The sequence below is a fragment of the Winslowiella toletana genome, from assembly GCF_017875465.1.
Taxonomy (GTDB): domain Bacteria; phylum Pseudomonadota; class Gammaproteobacteria; order Enterobacterales; family Enterobacteriaceae; genus Erwinia; species Erwinia toletana.
Genome location: NZ_JAGGMQ010000001.1, coordinates 693,353 through 710,925, shown reverse-complemented (window position 1 = coordinate 710,925; position 17,573 = coordinate 693,353). Strand labels below are relative to the sequence as shown.

13 protein-coding genes are annotated in these 17,573 nt (G+C 48.1%); all 13 read left to right on the top strand.

Going from position 1 to position 17,573, the window contains the following annotated elements; genetic code table 11:
• Positions 1–4 precede the first annotated feature (4 nt).
• A complete protein-coding gene (locus tag J2125_RS03425) occupies positions 5–2,185 on the top strand; it encodes a polysaccharide biosynthesis tyrosine autokinase (protein WP_017800245.1) in 2,181 nt (726 codons plus the stop codon).
• Positions 2,186–2,385: 200 nt separating this feature from the next.
• Positions 2,386–3,579: an O-antigen ligase family protein gene (locus tag J2125_RS03420; RefSeq protein ID WP_017800244.1), complete on the top strand. Its 1,194-nt coding sequence runs from the start codon at positions 2,386–2,388 to the stop codon at positions 3,577–3,579.
• A gap of 127 nt (positions 3,580–3,706) precedes the next feature.
• The gene (locus J2125_RS03415; RefSeq protein WP_017800243.1) at positions 3,707–4,564 is read left to right on the top strand and encodes a glycosyltransferase; all 858 of its coding nucleotides are present in this window, start codon (positions 3,707–3,709) and stop codon (positions 4,562–4,564) included.
• A gap of 14 nt (positions 4,565–4,578) precedes the next feature.
• Positions 4,579–5,748 (top strand): glycosyltransferase family 4 protein, encoded by a 1,170-nt coding sequence (locus J2125_RS03410; RefSeq protein WP_017800242.1) that lies wholly within the window; start codon positions 4,579–4,581, stop codon positions 5,746–5,748.
• A gap of 13 nt (positions 5,749–5,761) precedes the next feature.
• A complete protein-coding gene (locus J2125_RS03405) occupies positions 5,762–6,937 on the top strand; it encodes a glycosyltransferase family 4 protein (RefSeq protein WP_017800241.1) in 1,176 nt (391 codons plus the stop codon).
• Complete coding sequence (locus J2125_RS03400; protein WP_209499463.1) at positions 6,930–8,396, top strand: mannose-1-phosphate guanylyltransferase/mannose-6-phosphate isomerase; 1,467 nt, start codon at positions 6,930–6,932, stop codon at positions 8,394–8,396. The genes J2125_RS03405 and J2125_RS03400 overlap by 8 nt, the downstream gene beginning before the upstream one ends.
• Before the next feature lie 52 nt (positions 8,397–8,448).
• On the top strand, positions 8,449–9,822 hold the full coding sequence (gene cpsG / locus J2125_RS03395) for a phosphomannomutase CpsG (RefSeq protein WP_017800239.1): 1,374 nt from the start codon (positions 8,449–8,451) through the stop codon (positions 9,820–9,822).
• A gap of 67 nt (positions 9,823–9,889) precedes the next feature.
• Complete coding sequence (wcaJ, locus tag J2125_RS03390) at positions 9,890–11,284, top strand: undecaprenyl-phosphate glucose phosphotransferase (RefSeq protein WP_017800238.1); 1,395 nt, start codon at positions 9,890–9,892, stop codon at positions 11,282–11,284.
• A 178-nt stretch (positions 11,285–11,462) separates the two neighbouring features.
• Positions 11,463–12,725, top strand: a complete 1,263-nt coding sequence (locus J2125_RS03385; protein WP_017800237.1) for a GH39 family glycosyl hydrolase — start codon at positions 11,463–11,465, stop codon at positions 12,723–12,725.
• Between the two features lie 200 nt (positions 12,726–12,925).
• Entirely contained in the window at positions 12,926–14,401 is a 1,476-nt protein-coding gene (locus tag J2125_RS03380; RefSeq protein WP_017800236.1) for an MOP flippase family protein, read from the top strand.
• Between the two features lie 15 nt (positions 14,402–14,416).
• Positions 14,417–15,364: a polysaccharide pyruvyl transferase family protein gene (locus tag J2125_RS03375; protein WP_017800235.1), complete on the top strand. Its 948-nt coding sequence runs from the start codon at positions 14,417–14,419 to the stop codon at positions 15,362–15,364.
• Entirely contained in the window at positions 15,322–16,362 is a 1,041-nt protein-coding gene (locus J2125_RS03370; protein ID WP_241763932.1) for a glycosyltransferase, read from the top strand. The genes J2125_RS03375 and J2125_RS03370 overlap by 43 nt, the downstream gene beginning before the upstream one ends.
• A 282-nt stretch (positions 16,363–16,644) precedes the next feature.
• On the top strand, positions 16,645–17,541 hold the full coding sequence (gene galF / locus J2125_RS03365; protein WP_017800233.1) for a UTP--glucose-1-phosphate uridylyltransferase GalF: 897 nt from the start codon (positions 16,645–16,647) through the stop codon (positions 17,539–17,541).
• Positions 17,542–17,573 lie beyond the last annotated feature (32 nt).

Below are 17,573 nucleotides of genomic sequence, written 5' to 3'. Positions count from 1 at the left end.
CGCAATGACAGAGAAAAATAAATTATCGCTGCCAGGCATCAGCGACAATCGTGATGAGATTGATTTAGGACGTGTGTGGGGAAGTCTGGTTGATGCCAAGTGGCTGATTCTGACTATCACACTTTTCTTTATCATTATTTCCATCATTTACGTTCTATTTACTACACCCGTTTATCGCGCAGATGCCGTTGTGCAGGTTGAGAAAGCCCCTGGCAGCTCACTGATTTCGACTATCAGCAGCATGATGCCAGATTCAGAACCGGCTTCATCAACGGAAATCGCCCTGATCCAGTCACGTATGGTGCTGGGACAGACCATTGATGATCTTCACCTGGAGTATGATGTCGCACGTAACTACTTCCCGGTATTTGGTAAGGGATATGCGGCGTTAACCGGTGATGATAAAGATGTGGTGACCATCACGACTTTCACCATGCCGCAAAGCAGCATCAATCAACCCTTCACCTTAACCGTTACCGGCGCTGACACTTACACCCTTAGCAATGATCAGGGTGAGATCCTCTCCGGCAAAGTGGGTGAGCGTGTTACAGGGAAAGGTTACAGCCTGCTGATTTCGGCGCTGGAATCAAAAGAAGGCCGTGAATTCACCGTGGTTAAACACCCACTGCTGTCGGTTTACAACACCATTTACGGTGTGCTGCAGGTCGCCGATGCCGGTAAAGACACTGGCGTGATTAACCTCAGCTATGACGATACCAACCCGCAGAAAGCCGCCGATGTGCTGAACAGCGTTATTGACAACTATCAGCTGCAAAACGTTAACCGCAAAACGGCGGAAGCGCAGAAAAGCCTGCAATTCCTCGCCGATCAGTTGCCTAAAGTGCGCGGCAAACTGGATTCCGACGAAGATAAACTGAATGCGTATCGCCGTGCGAACGATTCAGTGGATATGTCACTGGAAGCCAAATCGACGCTGGATACGCTGGTGCAGCTGGAAGGTCAGCTGAACGAGTTAACCTTTAAAGAAACCGATATCTCCAAGCTGTATACCAAGCAGCACCCGGCATATAAAGCGCTGGTCGAGAAGCGTCGTGTTCTGGAAGATGAGCGTAATGAGCTGAATAAGAAAGTCTCGGCGTTGCCGGAAACCCAGCAGCAGATTCTGCGCCTGACGCGTGAAGTTGAAGTGGGTCAGCAGGTCTACATGCAGATGCTGAACCGTCAGCAAGAGCTGAAAATTGCTGAAGCGAGCACCGTCGGTAATGTGCGTATTATCGACCCGGCAATGACCCGCTTAAGCGCCGTCAAGCCGATGAAAGCGGTTATCGTGCTGCTGGCGGCAATCTTTGGTGGTTTCCTCGCCTGTGCCTGGGTTCTGGCGCGTAAAGCGATGCATAAAGGTATTGAGTCTCCGGACCAGCTGGAGAGCATGGGCATCAACGTCTATGCCAGTATCCCACTGTCTAAATGGCAGCAGGATCAAAACCGCACGCTGGCGACAGCCGGTGGCAAGCTGCAACGCCAGGAGAATCTGCTGGCGCTGGGCAATCCCACTGACCTGGCGCTGGAAGCGATTCGTAGTCTGCGTACCAGTCTGCACTTCGCCATGATGGAGTCGCAAAACAACATCCTGATGATCAGTGGTGTGAGTCCGTCGATTGGTAAGTCGTTTATCAGTGCTAACCTCGCGGCGATTCTGGCGCAGGCAGGGCAGCGTGTACTGCTGATTGATGCGGATATGCGCAAAGGCTATATGCATACCCTGCTGGAAGCAGCTGATGGCGATAAAGGCCTGTCGCAGATTCTCTCTGGTCGCTTAGCGGTTGAAGATGCGGTGAAGCCGGTCAGTAAAGTTGAAAATCTGTCGGTGATCAGCCGTGGTCAGATTCCACCCAATCCATCTGAACTGTTAATGAACAAACGTTTTGATGAATTACTGGACTGGGCCAATAAGAACTTCGATATCGTACTGATTGATACCCCACCGATTCTGGCGGTAACTGACGCTGCTATCTGTGGTCGCAGCTGTGGCACCTCGTTGCTGGTGGCGCGCTTTGAAGAAACCACCGCGAAAGAGGTTGATGTCAGTATTCGTCGCTTCGAACAGAATGGCGTGGAAATCAAAGGCGTGATTCTGAACCTGGCGGTACAGCGTGCAGCCAGCCAGTACGGCAATGGCGGTTACAGTTACTATCAGTATGAATACGGTGATGCCAAAAAATAGTTTTCACAGAAAGAGACCACTCCGGTGTCATTGTCCTCTCTCTGCATAAAAATGGCCGGGAGTTCCCGAATCGCGCAAGCGGTTCGGGAACGCTATGTCACTAACACGGCAAGGAAAACACTGTGAGGCATATATTTAAGTTCTTGATATTGTTTTCATTGGTTTGCACAGTAACCAATCTGGTACCAGCCAGCGTCATTATGATTGTGCTGCTGCCAATGGCTCTGATCGGCCTGTTTTATCGCAAAGATTTTCTGCGCTTTGAAAAAATTGAGCTGTACCTGATTCTGTTGTTCAGCTACGTCATCATCTCTACAGTGCTGTATAACAAATCTGCCCTCGGGGATTTCGATTTTTATCGACGCGATGGCAACTTTATCATCAGCTACCTGATTTTATTCGTCTTTATCTTTCTGCCGCTGGCCGTCAATATTAATGTCGACCGCGCGTTTTATATTATTTTCGCCATTTTCTTCGGCTTATCCTGTATCGGATTTGTTGGCATGCCACTGGAGGAGGGGGTCTATCGCTTCTTCTTTGTGTCACACAATGCCGCCGGCGGCTTCTACTCCGTGGTGGCCTCCGCCTGTTTAGGGTTGTGGTGGGTTAAACGACGTCCGCTCTATCTGCTGTACAGCCTGGCGTTTGTCTTCTTCCTGTATCAGACCGATTCAAGGGGCAGCGTGCTGGCGATTATCGCCGCTATCGGTTATGGCCTGACCCTGCGCTTTAAGCGTCCGGGTTTAGTGTTTGGCCTGTTCCTCGCCGTACAGTTTTTGGTGGTGCTCGATACCTATCCGGTATGGTTGTCGATGGGCAAAATTATGTCGGTGGGCGCCAACTTTACCATTAACCAGGATATGGACTTCGAACGTGCCGGTACCTTTATCGACCGCCTCTATTATCTGTGGCCACGCGCGTTTGATAACTTCCTGCACTCGCCGATTTTTGGCATGGGCTTTGGTAGCTTTGATGATCTCTGGTATCGCTACACCACCGTCATTCCGCATATCCTGACGCTGAAGGATCATCAGTTGCTGCGCCATACTGACTCCCATGCGCACAACTCAACCTTCACCATTCTGGCTGAGCTGGGCCTGGTGGGTTACACCCTGTTTGTGCTGCTGTTTGGTCAGATGCTGGCAAAAATCAGGAAGATGAAGGACTTTGATCCGGGTCTGGCATTAGCCCTCCAGCTTTCGTTCTGGACCTGCGTATTCTCTTCCGCCACCGAGCACCGCATTACCACGCCAGCGCAGATGATTCCGTTCTTTACGCTGTTTGGTATTGGCTATGTGAAGTATTTCGGTAAAAAAAGAGAAGCTGAAACACTTTCTCATCATGCAGCAAAAATTAAGCCGCCTGCTTCATCAGAAGGTAAGCCGGTAACATGAAGTCATTATTGTACTGGGTGATAAAAGCAACTTACCTCAAATGACCCTGCTGTCTGTACTTTTCTTGAAATCAAAGTGTGGCTTATGGCCACACTTTTTTCTGACGTAAGATTAAGGATCAATATCGATGAATCAGACTGTAAGCATCTATATTCCTACTCATAACCGACCTGGGATGCTGGCGCGCGCATTATCGTCGCTGACAAAACAAAGCTGGAAAAACTTGCAGGTGCTGGTTTGCGATGATGGCTCATCGCAGAGCTATGCTGAAGTCGTCGAAGAGTATAAAAACCAGTTCGACGATTTCGTCTTTCTGCGCAATGAAATACCGCAGGGCGCCTGCGTGGCGCGCAATAAAATGATTCACCGCGCCGACGGCGAATTTATCACTGGTCTGGATGACGATGATGAATTTCTGCCAACCCGCGTCGAGGAGTTTATGAACTCGCCGATGCGCGAAAAATATCCGTGGCTCAGCGCCGGACAGATTGTGAAAAACAGTAAGCATCTCTTCCGCCAGAAAATCAGCGAAGAAGAGATGACGCTGGATAAGCTGCTGTACCGAAATCTCGCCGGTAACCAGATCTTTACCCGCACTGCCGACTTTATTAAAGCGGGGGCATTTGATGACAGAATGCCGGCCTGGCAGGATTACGATGCATGGGTGAATATGGCGCTGAAGTGTGGTCCGGGCTACCGTCTGGAGAAGTACACTTACCAGCTGAATATTGACCATGAAGAGAACCGCATTACCAACTCGCCGAAAGCGGTAAAGGGTTATGAAATGTTTACTGAAAAGTATGCAGATATCCTTCAGCGCGGTCATCGTAACAGCCTGTTCCTGCAGGACCGCATTAACCGTAATCAGGATGTAAGTCTGAAAGAGTTATTCCAGCACTTTTCAAAACCTGTTGTGCCGATGTTTGTGAAATATAAAGTCAGAAAGAAAATGCCTTTCCTGAAAGCCATGCTCTTTCGTGCCTGAACCGCGGGAATAAGATGAAACAAATGAAAGTACTTCATATTAATGATAAGTATGAGGGCGGTGGGGCAGAGTCAGTATTTCGCGATACGATTAAGGCGACTGAAGAGTTAGGTTATGAAACCAAAATGCTCTTTTCGGACGGGAAAACCAATCCGCTGTCCTATCTCTTTTCGTCAAAGTATTATCGGGAAACTCTGAAGCTGATAACCGAGTTTTCTCCGGATATCGTTCACCTGCATAATTACTATCATTATCTGACACCTTCAGTGCTGAAAGCACTGCGCGATGCGAAGAAAAAGCATCATTTCAAAGTCGTATTAACAGCGCATGATTATCATCTGATCTGTCCTAATAGTGGTTTTCAGCACTTTACTGCGGGCAAAAGGACCAACTTTAATCCGCAGAAAAGCAACTTAAGTTATTTGCAGCGCTTTGATCATCGTTCTGTCATCCACTCGTTATTAAAATGCATGCAACACTTTATTAATTATCGCTTGCTTAAATTAAGCGGTGTTTTTGATTTAATTATCTCACCCGGGGAGTTCCTGAGCAGAGTGTTTAGCGCCTGGGGCGTTAAGCAGCCTGTCACCGTTGTTCGCAATCCTGTCGAATTCTTACCGTCAGAACCCGTTGTGCTGGAAACGTCTGCTGCTGCTGATGAAAGCAGGGCAAAAGAGTTAGTGTTTATTGGCCGTCTTTCGGTTGAAAAAGGGTTACTCGAATTTGTTGAGTTGCTCAATAAACAGAGCCATGGCGCGATCAACCTGAATATTTATGGCCAGGGAGAAGCGGAAGAGCAGCTTAAAGCCATGCCTTTGCGTGCGGGGCTGAAACTGATTTTCCATGGTTTTAAACCGCGAGAAGAGGTCACCGGTCATTTAGCGCAATATGATATTTTCGTGCTGCCTTCGGTCTGGTACGAAAATGCGCCAATCTCCATCGTTGAAGCGGCGAATGCCGGTCTGCCGGTATTAGTACCCGGTTACGGTGGATTGCAGGAGATGGCGGCGCTGACGCAACATGCTGTTCTGTTTGATTATAATCAGAATGACCTTAACGATAAGCTTGAGCAGGCATTTGCAAAGCGGAAAACCAACGCGCTGAAAGATAAAACCATTTTTACATTTGAAGCCTATAAGTCGAGCCTGGAAAAAATCTATACGCAGCTCGTCAATAATAAATAACAGGAGATTTAGCATGGGCTTACCGAGAGTTGCTATTATTCATGACTGGTTAGTCGTTTCTGGTGGGGGAGAGAAAGTTCTTTCGGAGATTATTAACGTTTTTCCTGACGCGGATCTGTTCAGCGTTGTGGATTTTCTGCCGGAAGATCAGCGTAAAATTATTCACAACAAGAAAGTGACCACCACTTTTGTTCAGCGCTTACCAAAAGCCAAAACAAAATACCGTAATTATCTGTCACTCATGACTTATGCTATCGAGCAGCTTGACGTCTCTGCTTATGACATTGTGATCAGCAGTAGCCATGCGGTGGCAAAAGGGATTATTACCGGTCCGGACCAGTTGCATATTTGCTACTGCCACTCACCGATTCGCTATGCCTGGGATATGCAGCATCAGTACCTGAAAGAGGCCAATCTCGATAAAGGTCTGAAAGGCATGCTGGCGCGCTGGATGTTGCATCGTATCCGTCTGTGGGATTACCGTACCGCCAATGGCGTCGACTATTTTGTCGCGAACTCCGGTTATATTGCACGCCGCATCAAGAAAGTATACGGCCGTAAAGCGGATGTGATTTATCCCAACGTTGCCGTTGAAGATTTTGCCGTGCAGGAAGCGAAAGAGGACTTCTACTTCACTGCTTCGCGTATGGTGCCTTACAAGAAAATCGATTTGATTGTCGAAGCCTTCAGCAAAATGCCGGATAAGAAACTGGTGGTGATTGGTGAAGGACCGCAGTTTGATAAAGTCAAAGCAGCGGCAAAAGACAATATCACCTTGCTGGGTTATCAGAAGTTTGACGTGCTGAAAGACCATATGGCGCGCGCCCGCGCCTTCGTTTTCGCGGCGGAAGAGGACTTCGGCATTGTTCCGGTTGAAGCGCAGGCTTGTGGCACGCCGGTGATTGCTTTTGGTAAAGGCGGTTCGCTGGAAACCGTGCGTCCACTGGGCAAAGAAAATCCAACCGGAGTATTCTTTACTGAGCAGACGGTTGAATCCATTTGCGCTGCGGTAAACCATTTTGAAACGCTGGCTGATGAAATCACACCAGCGGCCTGTCGCGATAATGCGGAAAAATTCTCTACCGTACGCTTCCACCACGAATTACACGAATATGTTATGACTCGCTGGGATCAGTTTCAGGCCGAGCGTGGCATCGTCACTCTTAAAGAGGTAGCAGAAAATGTCTAAGTTACATCCGGTTATTATGGCGGGCGGTAACGGTAGTCGCTTATGGCCTTTATCTCGCGTGCTCTATCCGAAGCAGTTCCTCGCCCTGAATGGCGAACAGACAATGCTGCAGGAGACCATTCAGCGTCTCGATGGCCTGGGTTGTGGCGCGCCGGTGGTGATCTCTAACGAAGCGCATCGCTTTATCGTGGCTGAGCAACTGAACCAGATGAACAGCCTGAGTAACAACATTATCCTTGAGCCGGTTGGTCGCAATACCGCACCGGCCATTGCGCTGGCGGCGTTTGTTGCGCTGCAGAAGCAGCAGGCTGAAGGTGATGATCAGGAGCCATTATTGCTGGTGCTGGCGGCGGATCACGTGATTAAAGATATCGCCGCCTTCCAGGCCGCAGTGAAAAAAGCCACACCGCTGGCGGAAAAAGGTCATCTGGTCACTTTCGGAATTGTTCCCTCGTATCCGGAAACCGGTTACGGCTATATTAAGCGCAGTGAGGCGATTGATGAAGATGGAGCTGCCGATACGGATGTAGTTTACGCCGGAAATAGTTTTAAAGTTGACAGTTTTGTTGAGAAACCAGATAGCGCCACCGCTGAAAAATATGTCAGTAGCGGCGAGTATTACTGGAACAGCGGCATGTTCCTGTTTAAAGCCAGCCGCTATCTGGAAGAATTAAAAAAATACCGCCCGGATATTTATTCAGCATGCTGTGACGCCGTGGCGAAAGTGGATCCGGATCTTGATTTTATTCGCGTCAACGAAGAGGTGTTCTCCCGTTGCCCGGATGAGTCGATCGACTATGCGGTGATGGAAAAAACCAACAGCGCAGTGGTTGTGCCGCTGGATGCGAAATGGAATGACGTCGGTTCCTGGTCTTCACTGTGGGATATCAGTGAGAAGACCGAACAGGGCAACGTATTGCAGGGCGATGTGATCAGTCACGACTCCACCGGCAGTTATGTTTACGCGGAGTCATCACTGGTTTCACTGGTCGGGGTTGACGACCTGGTGGTGGTGCAGACCAAGGATGCGACGCTGGTAGCCCGCAAGGACAAAGTGCAGGACATCAAGAAAATTGTTGAGCAGATTAAAACCTCTGGTCGCAAGGAGCACTATATTCACCGCGAAGTTTATCGTCCGTGGGGGAAATATGACTCAATCGATGCCGGGCATCGTTATCAGGTGAAACGCATCACGGTGAAGCCGGGTGAGAAGTTATCATTACAGATGCACAATCATCGTGCGGAACACTGGATTGTGGTTGCCGGTACCGCAAAGGTGACGCGTGGTGAAGAACAATTCTTATTGACTGAAAATCAGTCGACTTATATTCCTCTGGGGTCAAAACACTCACTGGAAAACCCAGGAAAAATACCATTGCATTTAATTGAGGTTCGCTCTGGCGCGTACCTTGAAGAAGATGACATTGTTCGTTTTGAAGACCGTTATGGCAGAATTTAACAGAAAATAGTTTGTTAATAATATAAAATTAACATTAAGGACATTTCAGACTATGAGCAACAAATTATCGTGTTTTAAGGCTTATGATATTCGTGGCCGCCTGGGCGAAGAACTGAATGCTGATATTGCTTACCGTATCGGACGCGCCTGCGGTGAATATCTGAAGTCGAAGACGATGGTGATTGGCGGTGATATTCGTCTGAGCAGTGAAGAACTGAAACTTGCTTTAGCGCAGGGTTTGCAGGATGCCGGCACTGACGTAATCGATATTGGCATGAGCGGCACCGAAGAGGTCTATTTCGCCACCTTCTTCCTCGAAACCGATGGTGGGATTGAAGTGACCGCCAGCCATAATCCGATGGATTATAACGGCATGAAACTGGTGCGCGAAGGTTCACGCCCAATCAGTGGCGACACCGGTCTGAAAGAGATTCAGCAGCGCGCGGAAGAGAACAACTTTCCACCGGTCGATGCAGCGAAACGCGGCAGCTATCGTCAGCTGTCAGTGATCAAAGACTATGTTGATCATCTGCTGGGCTATATTACTCCCGCCAATATTAAGCCACTGAAACTGGTGGTTAACTCCGGTAACGGCGCCGCAGGTCATGTTATCGATGAACTGGAGCAGCGCTTTGCGCAGCTGAATGTACCGGTCGAGTTGATTAAAGTGCATCATCAGCCGGATGGCAATTTCCCGAATGGGATCCCTAACCCCCTGTTACCAGAATGCCGCGCTGATACTGAAAACGCGGTACGTCAGCACGGTGCGGATATGGGGATCGCTTTTGATGGCGATTTTGACCGCTGCTTCTTCTTCGATGAGAAAGGCAACTTTATCGAAGGTTACTACATTGTCGGCCTGCTGGCCGAGGCGTTTTTGCAGAAGAATGCCGGTAGCAAAATTATCCATGACCCGCGTCTGAGCTGGAACACTATCGATGTGGTAGAACGCGCCGGTGGCGTGCCGGTGATGTCGAAAACCGGTCATGCGTTTATTAAAGAAAGAATGCGCAACGAAGATGCTATTTACGGTGGTGAGATGAGTGCTCATCACTACTTCCGCGACTTTGCCTATTGCGACAGCGGAATGATTCCCTGGTTACTGGTTGCTGAACTGGTGTCAATTAAAGGCCAGACGCTGGGTGAGTTAGTGGCTGACCGTGTCGCTGCTTTCCCAGCTTCAGGTGAAATCAACAGTGTCATTCAGGATCCGAAAGCGGCAATTGATCGTGTGTTGCAAAAGTACAGTTCGCAGGCAACGTTAATTGATCATACTGATGGCATCAGCCTTGAATTCGATAACTGGCGTTTTAACCTGCGCAGTTCAAATACTGAGCCGGTTGTACGCCTTAATGTTGAAGCAAAACAGTGCACGCAAACCGTTAAGGAAAAAACTGATGAGATCCTGGAGTTATTGAGATCGTGACTATCAATTGCCGCCAACAAGGCAATGCGGTTTTTCTCAAGCTTAACTACCGAATACAGGTGATTTTATGTCAGTGCTGAGCCGAGGCAGATCGCCGACTAACGCATCATTAATATCGATTACCCAAAGGTTTTCCGATATTTTAATTATGATCGTCGGGATTTACCTGATATGCCTTATCCATAATGAAAAATTTAACTATATTCACGCGCTGCTGATTCTGGGCGCGCTGGTTGTATTCCAGATGCTTGGCGGTATAACCGATTTTTATCGTTCATGGCGTGGAATTAAATTATCCAGTGAGCTGTTTCTTATTCTGCAGAACTGGACGCTAAGCCTGTTGTTAACCGTAGGGTTTGTCTCACTGTTTCGTGCAGTAGATTTACCTTTCAGCTTTTACCTCTCCTGGTATTTACTGGTGGCGGTGGGGCTGGTGATTGCGCGTTGCACTATCCGTTCAATCACCGCAATCTTCCGTAAACGCGGTTACAACCTGCGTTATGTGGCGATTGCCGGCAATATGCCACAGGGACTGGCGCTGGCGCGTTCATTTATTGATCAACCGTGGTTAGGCTTTAAAGTCGCCGGTATTTACGGTGAAAGCCGTGACTACGATGATGAAGATATTCCTTTTGGTGGTGATTTTACCGCCATGCTGGAAGATGCCCGTCAGGGACGTATCGACAAAGTGTATGTTGCGATGCCAATGAGCGAAGAACAGAAAATTCGCGATTTGGTCGATCTGCTGACCGACACCACCTGTACGGTGATGCTGATCCCGGATATTTTCACCTTCAACGTATTGCAGTCGCGCAGTGAAGAAGTCAACGGTGTGCCAATGGTCTCACTGATTGATACGCCGATGGACGGTATGAATATGGTGCTGAAGCGCCTGGAAGATATTATTTTGTCTTCGTTGATTCTGCTGTTTATTGCACCGGTGTTAATTACCATCGCTATCGCGGTGAAAGTGACCTCGCCGGGCGCGGTTATTTTCCGCCAGGTACGCTACGGCATGGATGGTAAGCCGATTAAGGTGTGGAAATTCCGCTCGATGAATGTGATGGAAAACGGCGATAAAGTGGTGCAGGCAACCAAAGGTGATGCACGTCTGACGCCAATCGGTGGTTTTTTGCGCCGTACATCGCTGGATGAGCTGCCACAGTTCTTCAATGTGTTAATTGGTGATATGTCGATTGTTGGCCCGCGTCCGCATGCGGTTGCACACAATGAACAGTATCGTAATCTGATTCGCGGCTATATGTTGCGCCACAAAGTGAAGCCGGGCATTACCGGCTGGGCGCAGGTGAATGGCTGGCGTGGCGAAACCGATACTTTAGACAAGATGGAAAAACGCGTCGAATACGATCTGGAATATATTCGTTGCTGGAGCATCTGGCTCGATTTACGCATTGTCTTCTTTACCCTGTTTAAAGGGTTTGTCAGTAAAACGGCGTATTGACGTTAAACGGTCAATGACTTTCAGGTCATTGACCGTTTTTATGCGTTGTGGCGCATAACGGTTAATACCCGCCACCACCGGTCACCACCGAGATTAAACATCTTACCTCTTCCGGGAACTTACTCTTAAACAGAGATGACTCTCTGTTTTCTCTCTGATCCTCTTTAAGGAGCTGGCAATGCTGCATATGCCTTTCAGAAAAAGTATTACCCTTGCACTGCTGTTGCTTGGTTCATTCCAGGCTGTGGCAAAGGATGTTTACTTCCGCGACCTGTTTGGAACGAACTATCTGCCTCCTGGTAAGGAGACGGCGAAAGATTTAGGCATCGGTTGGGTGCGTGAAGATTTCAGCTGGGCGCAGGTAGAAAAAGTTAAGGGAACGTATAACTGGGCGCAGCTCGATAAAAAAGTGCAAAGCGCGCATGCCCAGGGTGTTGAAGTGTTGCCTTTGCTGGCTTATACCCCGGCATGGAACCGTGTCACCCCTAAGACCACCGGCTCAGAGCCGAAAGATTATCAGGCATGGGTTAGCTTTGTGCAGGCTGCGGTTGACCGCTACAGCAAAGCGCCTTTTAACCTGAAGTATTTCCAGATCTGGAATGAACCAACACGCAAAGCCAGCTACTGGTTGGGTTCCAATCAGGACTTTATCGATAAAATTTATCTGCCGGCGGCAAAAATCATCAGAAATCACCAGGGTAAAGTGGTTTTTGGTGGCTGGCCTGCTTCAAATGGACTTAAGGAATTTGCTGATACCATTGAGTATCACGATGCGATTAAATACACCGATATTATCGATTTCCACTACGGCAATCTGCGTCCTTATCAGTGGCTGTATGACCGTTATGTCGCCACCGGCAAGGTTGATGGTATCTGGCAGACCGAGCTGGGTTACACCGCGAAGCCGGAGTCTGTGGCGCTGGTCTATTCCTACATCCTCGACTTTGCGACCACGCACAAGTGGGATGACCCGATGAAGTACAAGGCTTTCTGGTTCCCGGCATGGCAGGGGAATAAAAAGCCGCTGCGCTCAATGACCGTGACCGCATCTGACCGCAGCGTGGAATACACCGATAATGGTAAACAGCTGCTGTTGCTCAACTCATTCTTCAGCGGCGGCCCGCTGGCCAGAGAGAATTTGATTAAGCAGCCAGCCACCAATAACGATTCATGGACTAAGTATTTTGCCATTAACGTCGGTGAGCAGCGTCAGGTGATTACCTCGACGTACAAGCCGAAAGATAAACAGCAGAACTATCAGTACCAGCTGAAGAGTCTGAAACAGAATCCGCAAGCGACCTTGTATTTTGCTGACGGTGCTAAACAGAAACTGCCGGTGAAAACCGCCAATGGCGTCAGTACGATTAACGTTGCCGGTGATTTGCTGAGCAAAGGGTGTCAGAGCTGCGAACGCAGCGTGTTTTACATAGTACTGAACTGATTTGAGGATAAGAGGGGAGAGGTGTGGCAGCCAGGCTTTGTCTGCAGGCCGCACCAACGTTTTATCGTGGTCTCTGAGTCCCGTACCTGAGCCAGGCAACGTGAAGATAAAACGTGCCTATCAGGGATGTTAAGTACGAGGCCTGAATGTTTAAGGGGAGAACATTCAGGCCTCCATATCGAATAAAAAAGAAGATATCTATGAGCTTAAGAGAGAAAACGGTAAAGGGTGCCAAATGGTCGGCAATATCGACTGCCGCCAGCATCGGGATTAACTTTTTACAGATTACTTTACTGGCGCGGCTGCTGGAGCCGCATCAATTTGGATTGCTGACCATTGCGATGGTGGTGATCATTATTGCCGACACTCTGAGTGATTTCGGCATTTCCAACTCGATTATCCAGCGTAAGGACATCACGGAAGTCGAGCTATCCACACTTTACTGGATCAATATCGCCATCGGTATTGTGGTGTTTTGTGGCACCTTCTTCTTCAGTCACACTATTGCGCTGCTGCTGAAGCAACCTGATCTGGAATCTCTGATTGCCACCATGGCGTTTGCTTTCCTGATTATTCCTCATGGTCAGCAGTTCAGGGCGTTGCTGCAGAAAGAGCTGGAATTCTCCAAGATCGGCGCCATTGAAACACTGGCGATTGTCGCTGGTTTCTGCGTCACCATGATCAGCGCCTGGTTTAAGCCATTAGCCATTAGCGCCATGTGGGGCTATCTGGTGATGTCGACGGTGAGAACCATCTTGTTGTCGTGGGTCGGCAGAAAGCAGTATTCACCGCGTTTTATTTTCAAACTGAAAACGGTGAAGTCTAACCTGCGTTTTGGTCTCTATCTGACAGCGGATGCGCTGATTAATCAGCTCAACTCCAATATCGCTACCGCCGTGTTGTCGCGTTCACTTGGTGCGATTGTCGCCGGTGGTTACAACCTGGCGTTTAACGTTGCCGTATTACCGCCAACGCGCTTAAATCCGATTATTACCCGCGTATTATTCCCGGCATTCGCCAAGATTCAGGACGACCAGAAAAAGCTCAGTGAAAACTTCTATAAGTTGCTGTCGCTGGTTGGCTTAATCAACTTCCCGGCGCTACTGGGACTGATGGTGGTGGCTGACAATTTTGTGCTGGTGTTATTTGGTGAGAAGTGGCGCTTTATAACGCCGATTCTGCAAATTTTATGTGTAGTTGGCTTGTTACGTTCGATTGGTAATCCGATTGGTTCGCTGCTGATGGCCAAAGCGCGCGTTGATATCAGCTTTAAATTCAATGTGTTCAAACTGGTGCTGTTTATTCCAAGTATCTGGCTTGGCGCCCATCTTGCCGGAGGCATCGGGGCTGCGCTTGGCTTCCTGGCCGTTCAGGTACTGAATACTTACCTGAGTTACTTTATTTTGATTAAACCAGTGTTAGGGAGTAGTTACAGACAATATATCAATAGCATATGGCTGCCACTGTTACTGTCGTTACCGACCATCGCCGTGGCGTATGGCATAGCATTTATTCCGGGCTTACATTTGCCCGTAGCCGCAATGTTAATGCTGCAAGTTTCAGCGGGTGTGATTGTGTTCGCCATCACCATGATGGTCAGCAAAGCGCCGTTAATTACTGAAATAAAGCAGCAACTGTTTAAAAACCCTAAACTCCGTAAACTATTAAGAGCGTGACAATATATGCATCCTATGAGTCTTCTGAAACAAAAGCTGTCTGTGATTGATAGTGTTGTACCACGTGGCAGCAAGGTGGTTTATCTCGATATTCCTCTTCATCTTAATGTCGGCGATCTGCTGATCTATAAGGGTACAGAGCAGTTTTTTAAAGAGCAGAACTACAAGGTGCTGGCGCGTCGTACTGACAAAAGCAGCCTGAAATACGTTGAAGAGACACGTTCTCTGCCAGCGGATACTATTATTCTGTTACACGGTGGTGGTAATTTCGGCGATCTGTATGTTCACCATCAGCGCCTGCGCGAAGCGGTGGTGAAGAAGTTCCCAAATAATAAAGTGGTGTTCCTGCCGCAGACTCTGCATTTTGAAGACCATGATGAACTGGTTAAATCAGGCAATATTATCCGCAGCCATAAAGATTTAACCATTTTCTGTCGTGATGAGCGCAGCTTTAAAATCTTTAAAGAGCATTTCTGCGATAACGTGGTGATGTGCCCGGATATGGCTCACGCTCTGTGGGGTGTTTTCCCTAATCAGGAACGCGCGTCAGTGCCAAATGAAACCTTATGGATGATCAGGAAAGATATCGAAGGCGGTAAGGTTTCCGGCGATATTGATTTACCTTCAGCCAATGAGTACGAAGACTGGGAAGATATTTGCAGCGATAAAGACCGTAAAATGCTGAAGATGCTGGAACGCACCGAGCGAATTAATAAAACCTTTAGCAGCGGCCTGATTGGTACTTCCTCTATCTGGGAAAACTATACTGACAAATTAGTCACCCGTGTGAACAACTACTTTATGTCTTATGACACCGTAGTGACTTCACGAATGCATGGCCATATTCTTTGCTGCCTGCTCGGGGTTAAAACGAAGTTATTAGACAATTCCTATGGTAAAAACTCAGGCTATTATCAAGCATGGACCAAGGACGTTCCCGAGTGCGAGTTGATAACTTTATGAATGCATTAGAAAAAAAAGCAACTTTATCAATAGTCATCCCTGTCTATAACGTGAGTAAATATCTCATCCTGGCAGTGGATTCCGTTCTGGAGCAAACGGTTCAGGCTGATGAAATTATCATCGTGAACGATGGCTCTACCGATGACTCTGGAGAATTAGCTGAAAAACATTATGGTCATTTAAGCCATGTGAAGATTATTCACACGCAAAACCAGGGGCTTGGAGAAGCCCGCAATGTCGGCACCCGTGCCGCTACTGGTGACTATATTTACTATTTTGATTCAGATGATTTGCTGTTTCCTGGCCTGGTGGAAGATTTCTTCCAGGTTCTGGAAACAGAACCTGATTTGGATGTCTTTGCTTTCTCTGCGGAGTCATTTTTCGATCCACTGGCTGACAGTGCGGAAACAGCGGATAAGGCTCAGTTACCGGTTTACCGGCGTGCAGCTGAGTCGGTATTCAGTACCGGTGAAGAAGCTTTTAACGATCTTTCGCTGCGTCAGGTGTTTTACCCCAATGCATGGCTTTATATCTATGCAAGACCTGTGCAGGTAAAGAATCAGCTATTTTTCCAGCCGATTATTCACGAAGACGAAGAGTTTACCCCGCGCATGTTCCTGGTGGCCGGAAAAACCGTCGTCACCGACCGCATCTATTTTAAGCGTCGTGTCCGCCCCGGCTCGATTATGAATAGCGCGCGCTCGGAAAAAAATATTACCGGTTATCTTTGCAGTATTGATACGCTTGAATCACTGGCGATGTCGGCAAAGAATGAGACAACACGCAGCAATCTTAAACAGCGGATTATTTTAAATATCATCAATATTACACTGATGAAAAAATCTTCCGATGTAAAACTGAGTGCTGATACCCGCAGACGCTATAATGCGATTTGTGATAAGCATGCCAACTTTATGAGTAAGGTTGCCGGTGTGAATTTCTTCTTATATCGCGTTATTCGCTTTGGTTTAAGAAAAATTAAACAGGTAGCCAGCTAATTACAATTGCCTTTGCCCTACGCACCACGATGAATAGTGGTAGATATAATAATAATCTGGCAGGCATGGAATCAGGATTAATAACTTTGGGTCAGTAAACGCAGCTGTGGACAAAAAGTTTTAACAATAAGAGTGGTTATCTCTACTTCGGCGCTATTCAGCACCACACAGTGGTTGTGCTAAAGATAACCAGCTTTCATTTTTTCAGATGAAGATTATACTCTTTTAAATAATTTTGTTGCATAGTTTCGAAATGTTTAAACAACATAATATGGAAAAAATATGACCAAGCTTAAAGCAGTTATCCCCGTTGCGGGTCTCGGTATGCATATGCTCCCTGCTACAAAAGCCATTCCTAAAGAGATGTTGCCTATCGTTGATAAGCCAATGATTCAGTACATCATTGATGAGTGTGTTGCGGCAGGTATTAAGGAAATTGTGCTGGTCACCCACGCGTCCAAGAACGCGGTTGAAAACCATTTTGATACCTCATACGAGCTTGAAGCCTTGCTGGAAGCGCGTGTTAAGCGTTCACTGCTGAGCGAAGTGCAGTCCATCTGCCCGCCGGGCGTGACCATTATGAACGTACGTCAGGCGCAGCCGCTGGGGCTTGGTCATTCGGTACTCTGCGCACGTCCGATGATTGGCGACAATCCTTTTGTGGTGGTTCTGCCAGATGTGCTGTTAGATGATTCTACCGCCGACCAGTTGCGTTATAACCTCGCTGCGATGGTGGCGCGTTTTGAAGAGACCGGTCGCAGTCAGGTATTAGCGAAACATATGCCGCATTCCGATCTTTCTGAATACTCGATCATTGTGACCGAAGAGAGTCTGGATAACGAAGGCCACACCGCTGCCATCGCCGAATATGTTGAGAAGCCAGAAAATCCACAGACGCTGGACTCTGATCTTGCCGCTGTTGGCCGTTATGTACTCTCTGCGGATATCTGGCAAGAGCTGGAGACGTTAGAGCCAGGTGCATGGGGTCGTTTCCAGTTAACGGATGCGATTGCCAATCTCAGCAAGAAAAAGCCGGTTGATGCCTGCCTGCTGACTGGCCAAAGCTTCGACTGCGGACGTAAACTGGGTTACATGCAGGCATTTGTCTCTTATGGTCTGCGCAATAACACCCAGGGGCGTGAGTTCCGCGAACAGATTCAGAAGCTACTGGCGAAATAATTCAATCTTAACGCCGTACTACGCTGCGGCTG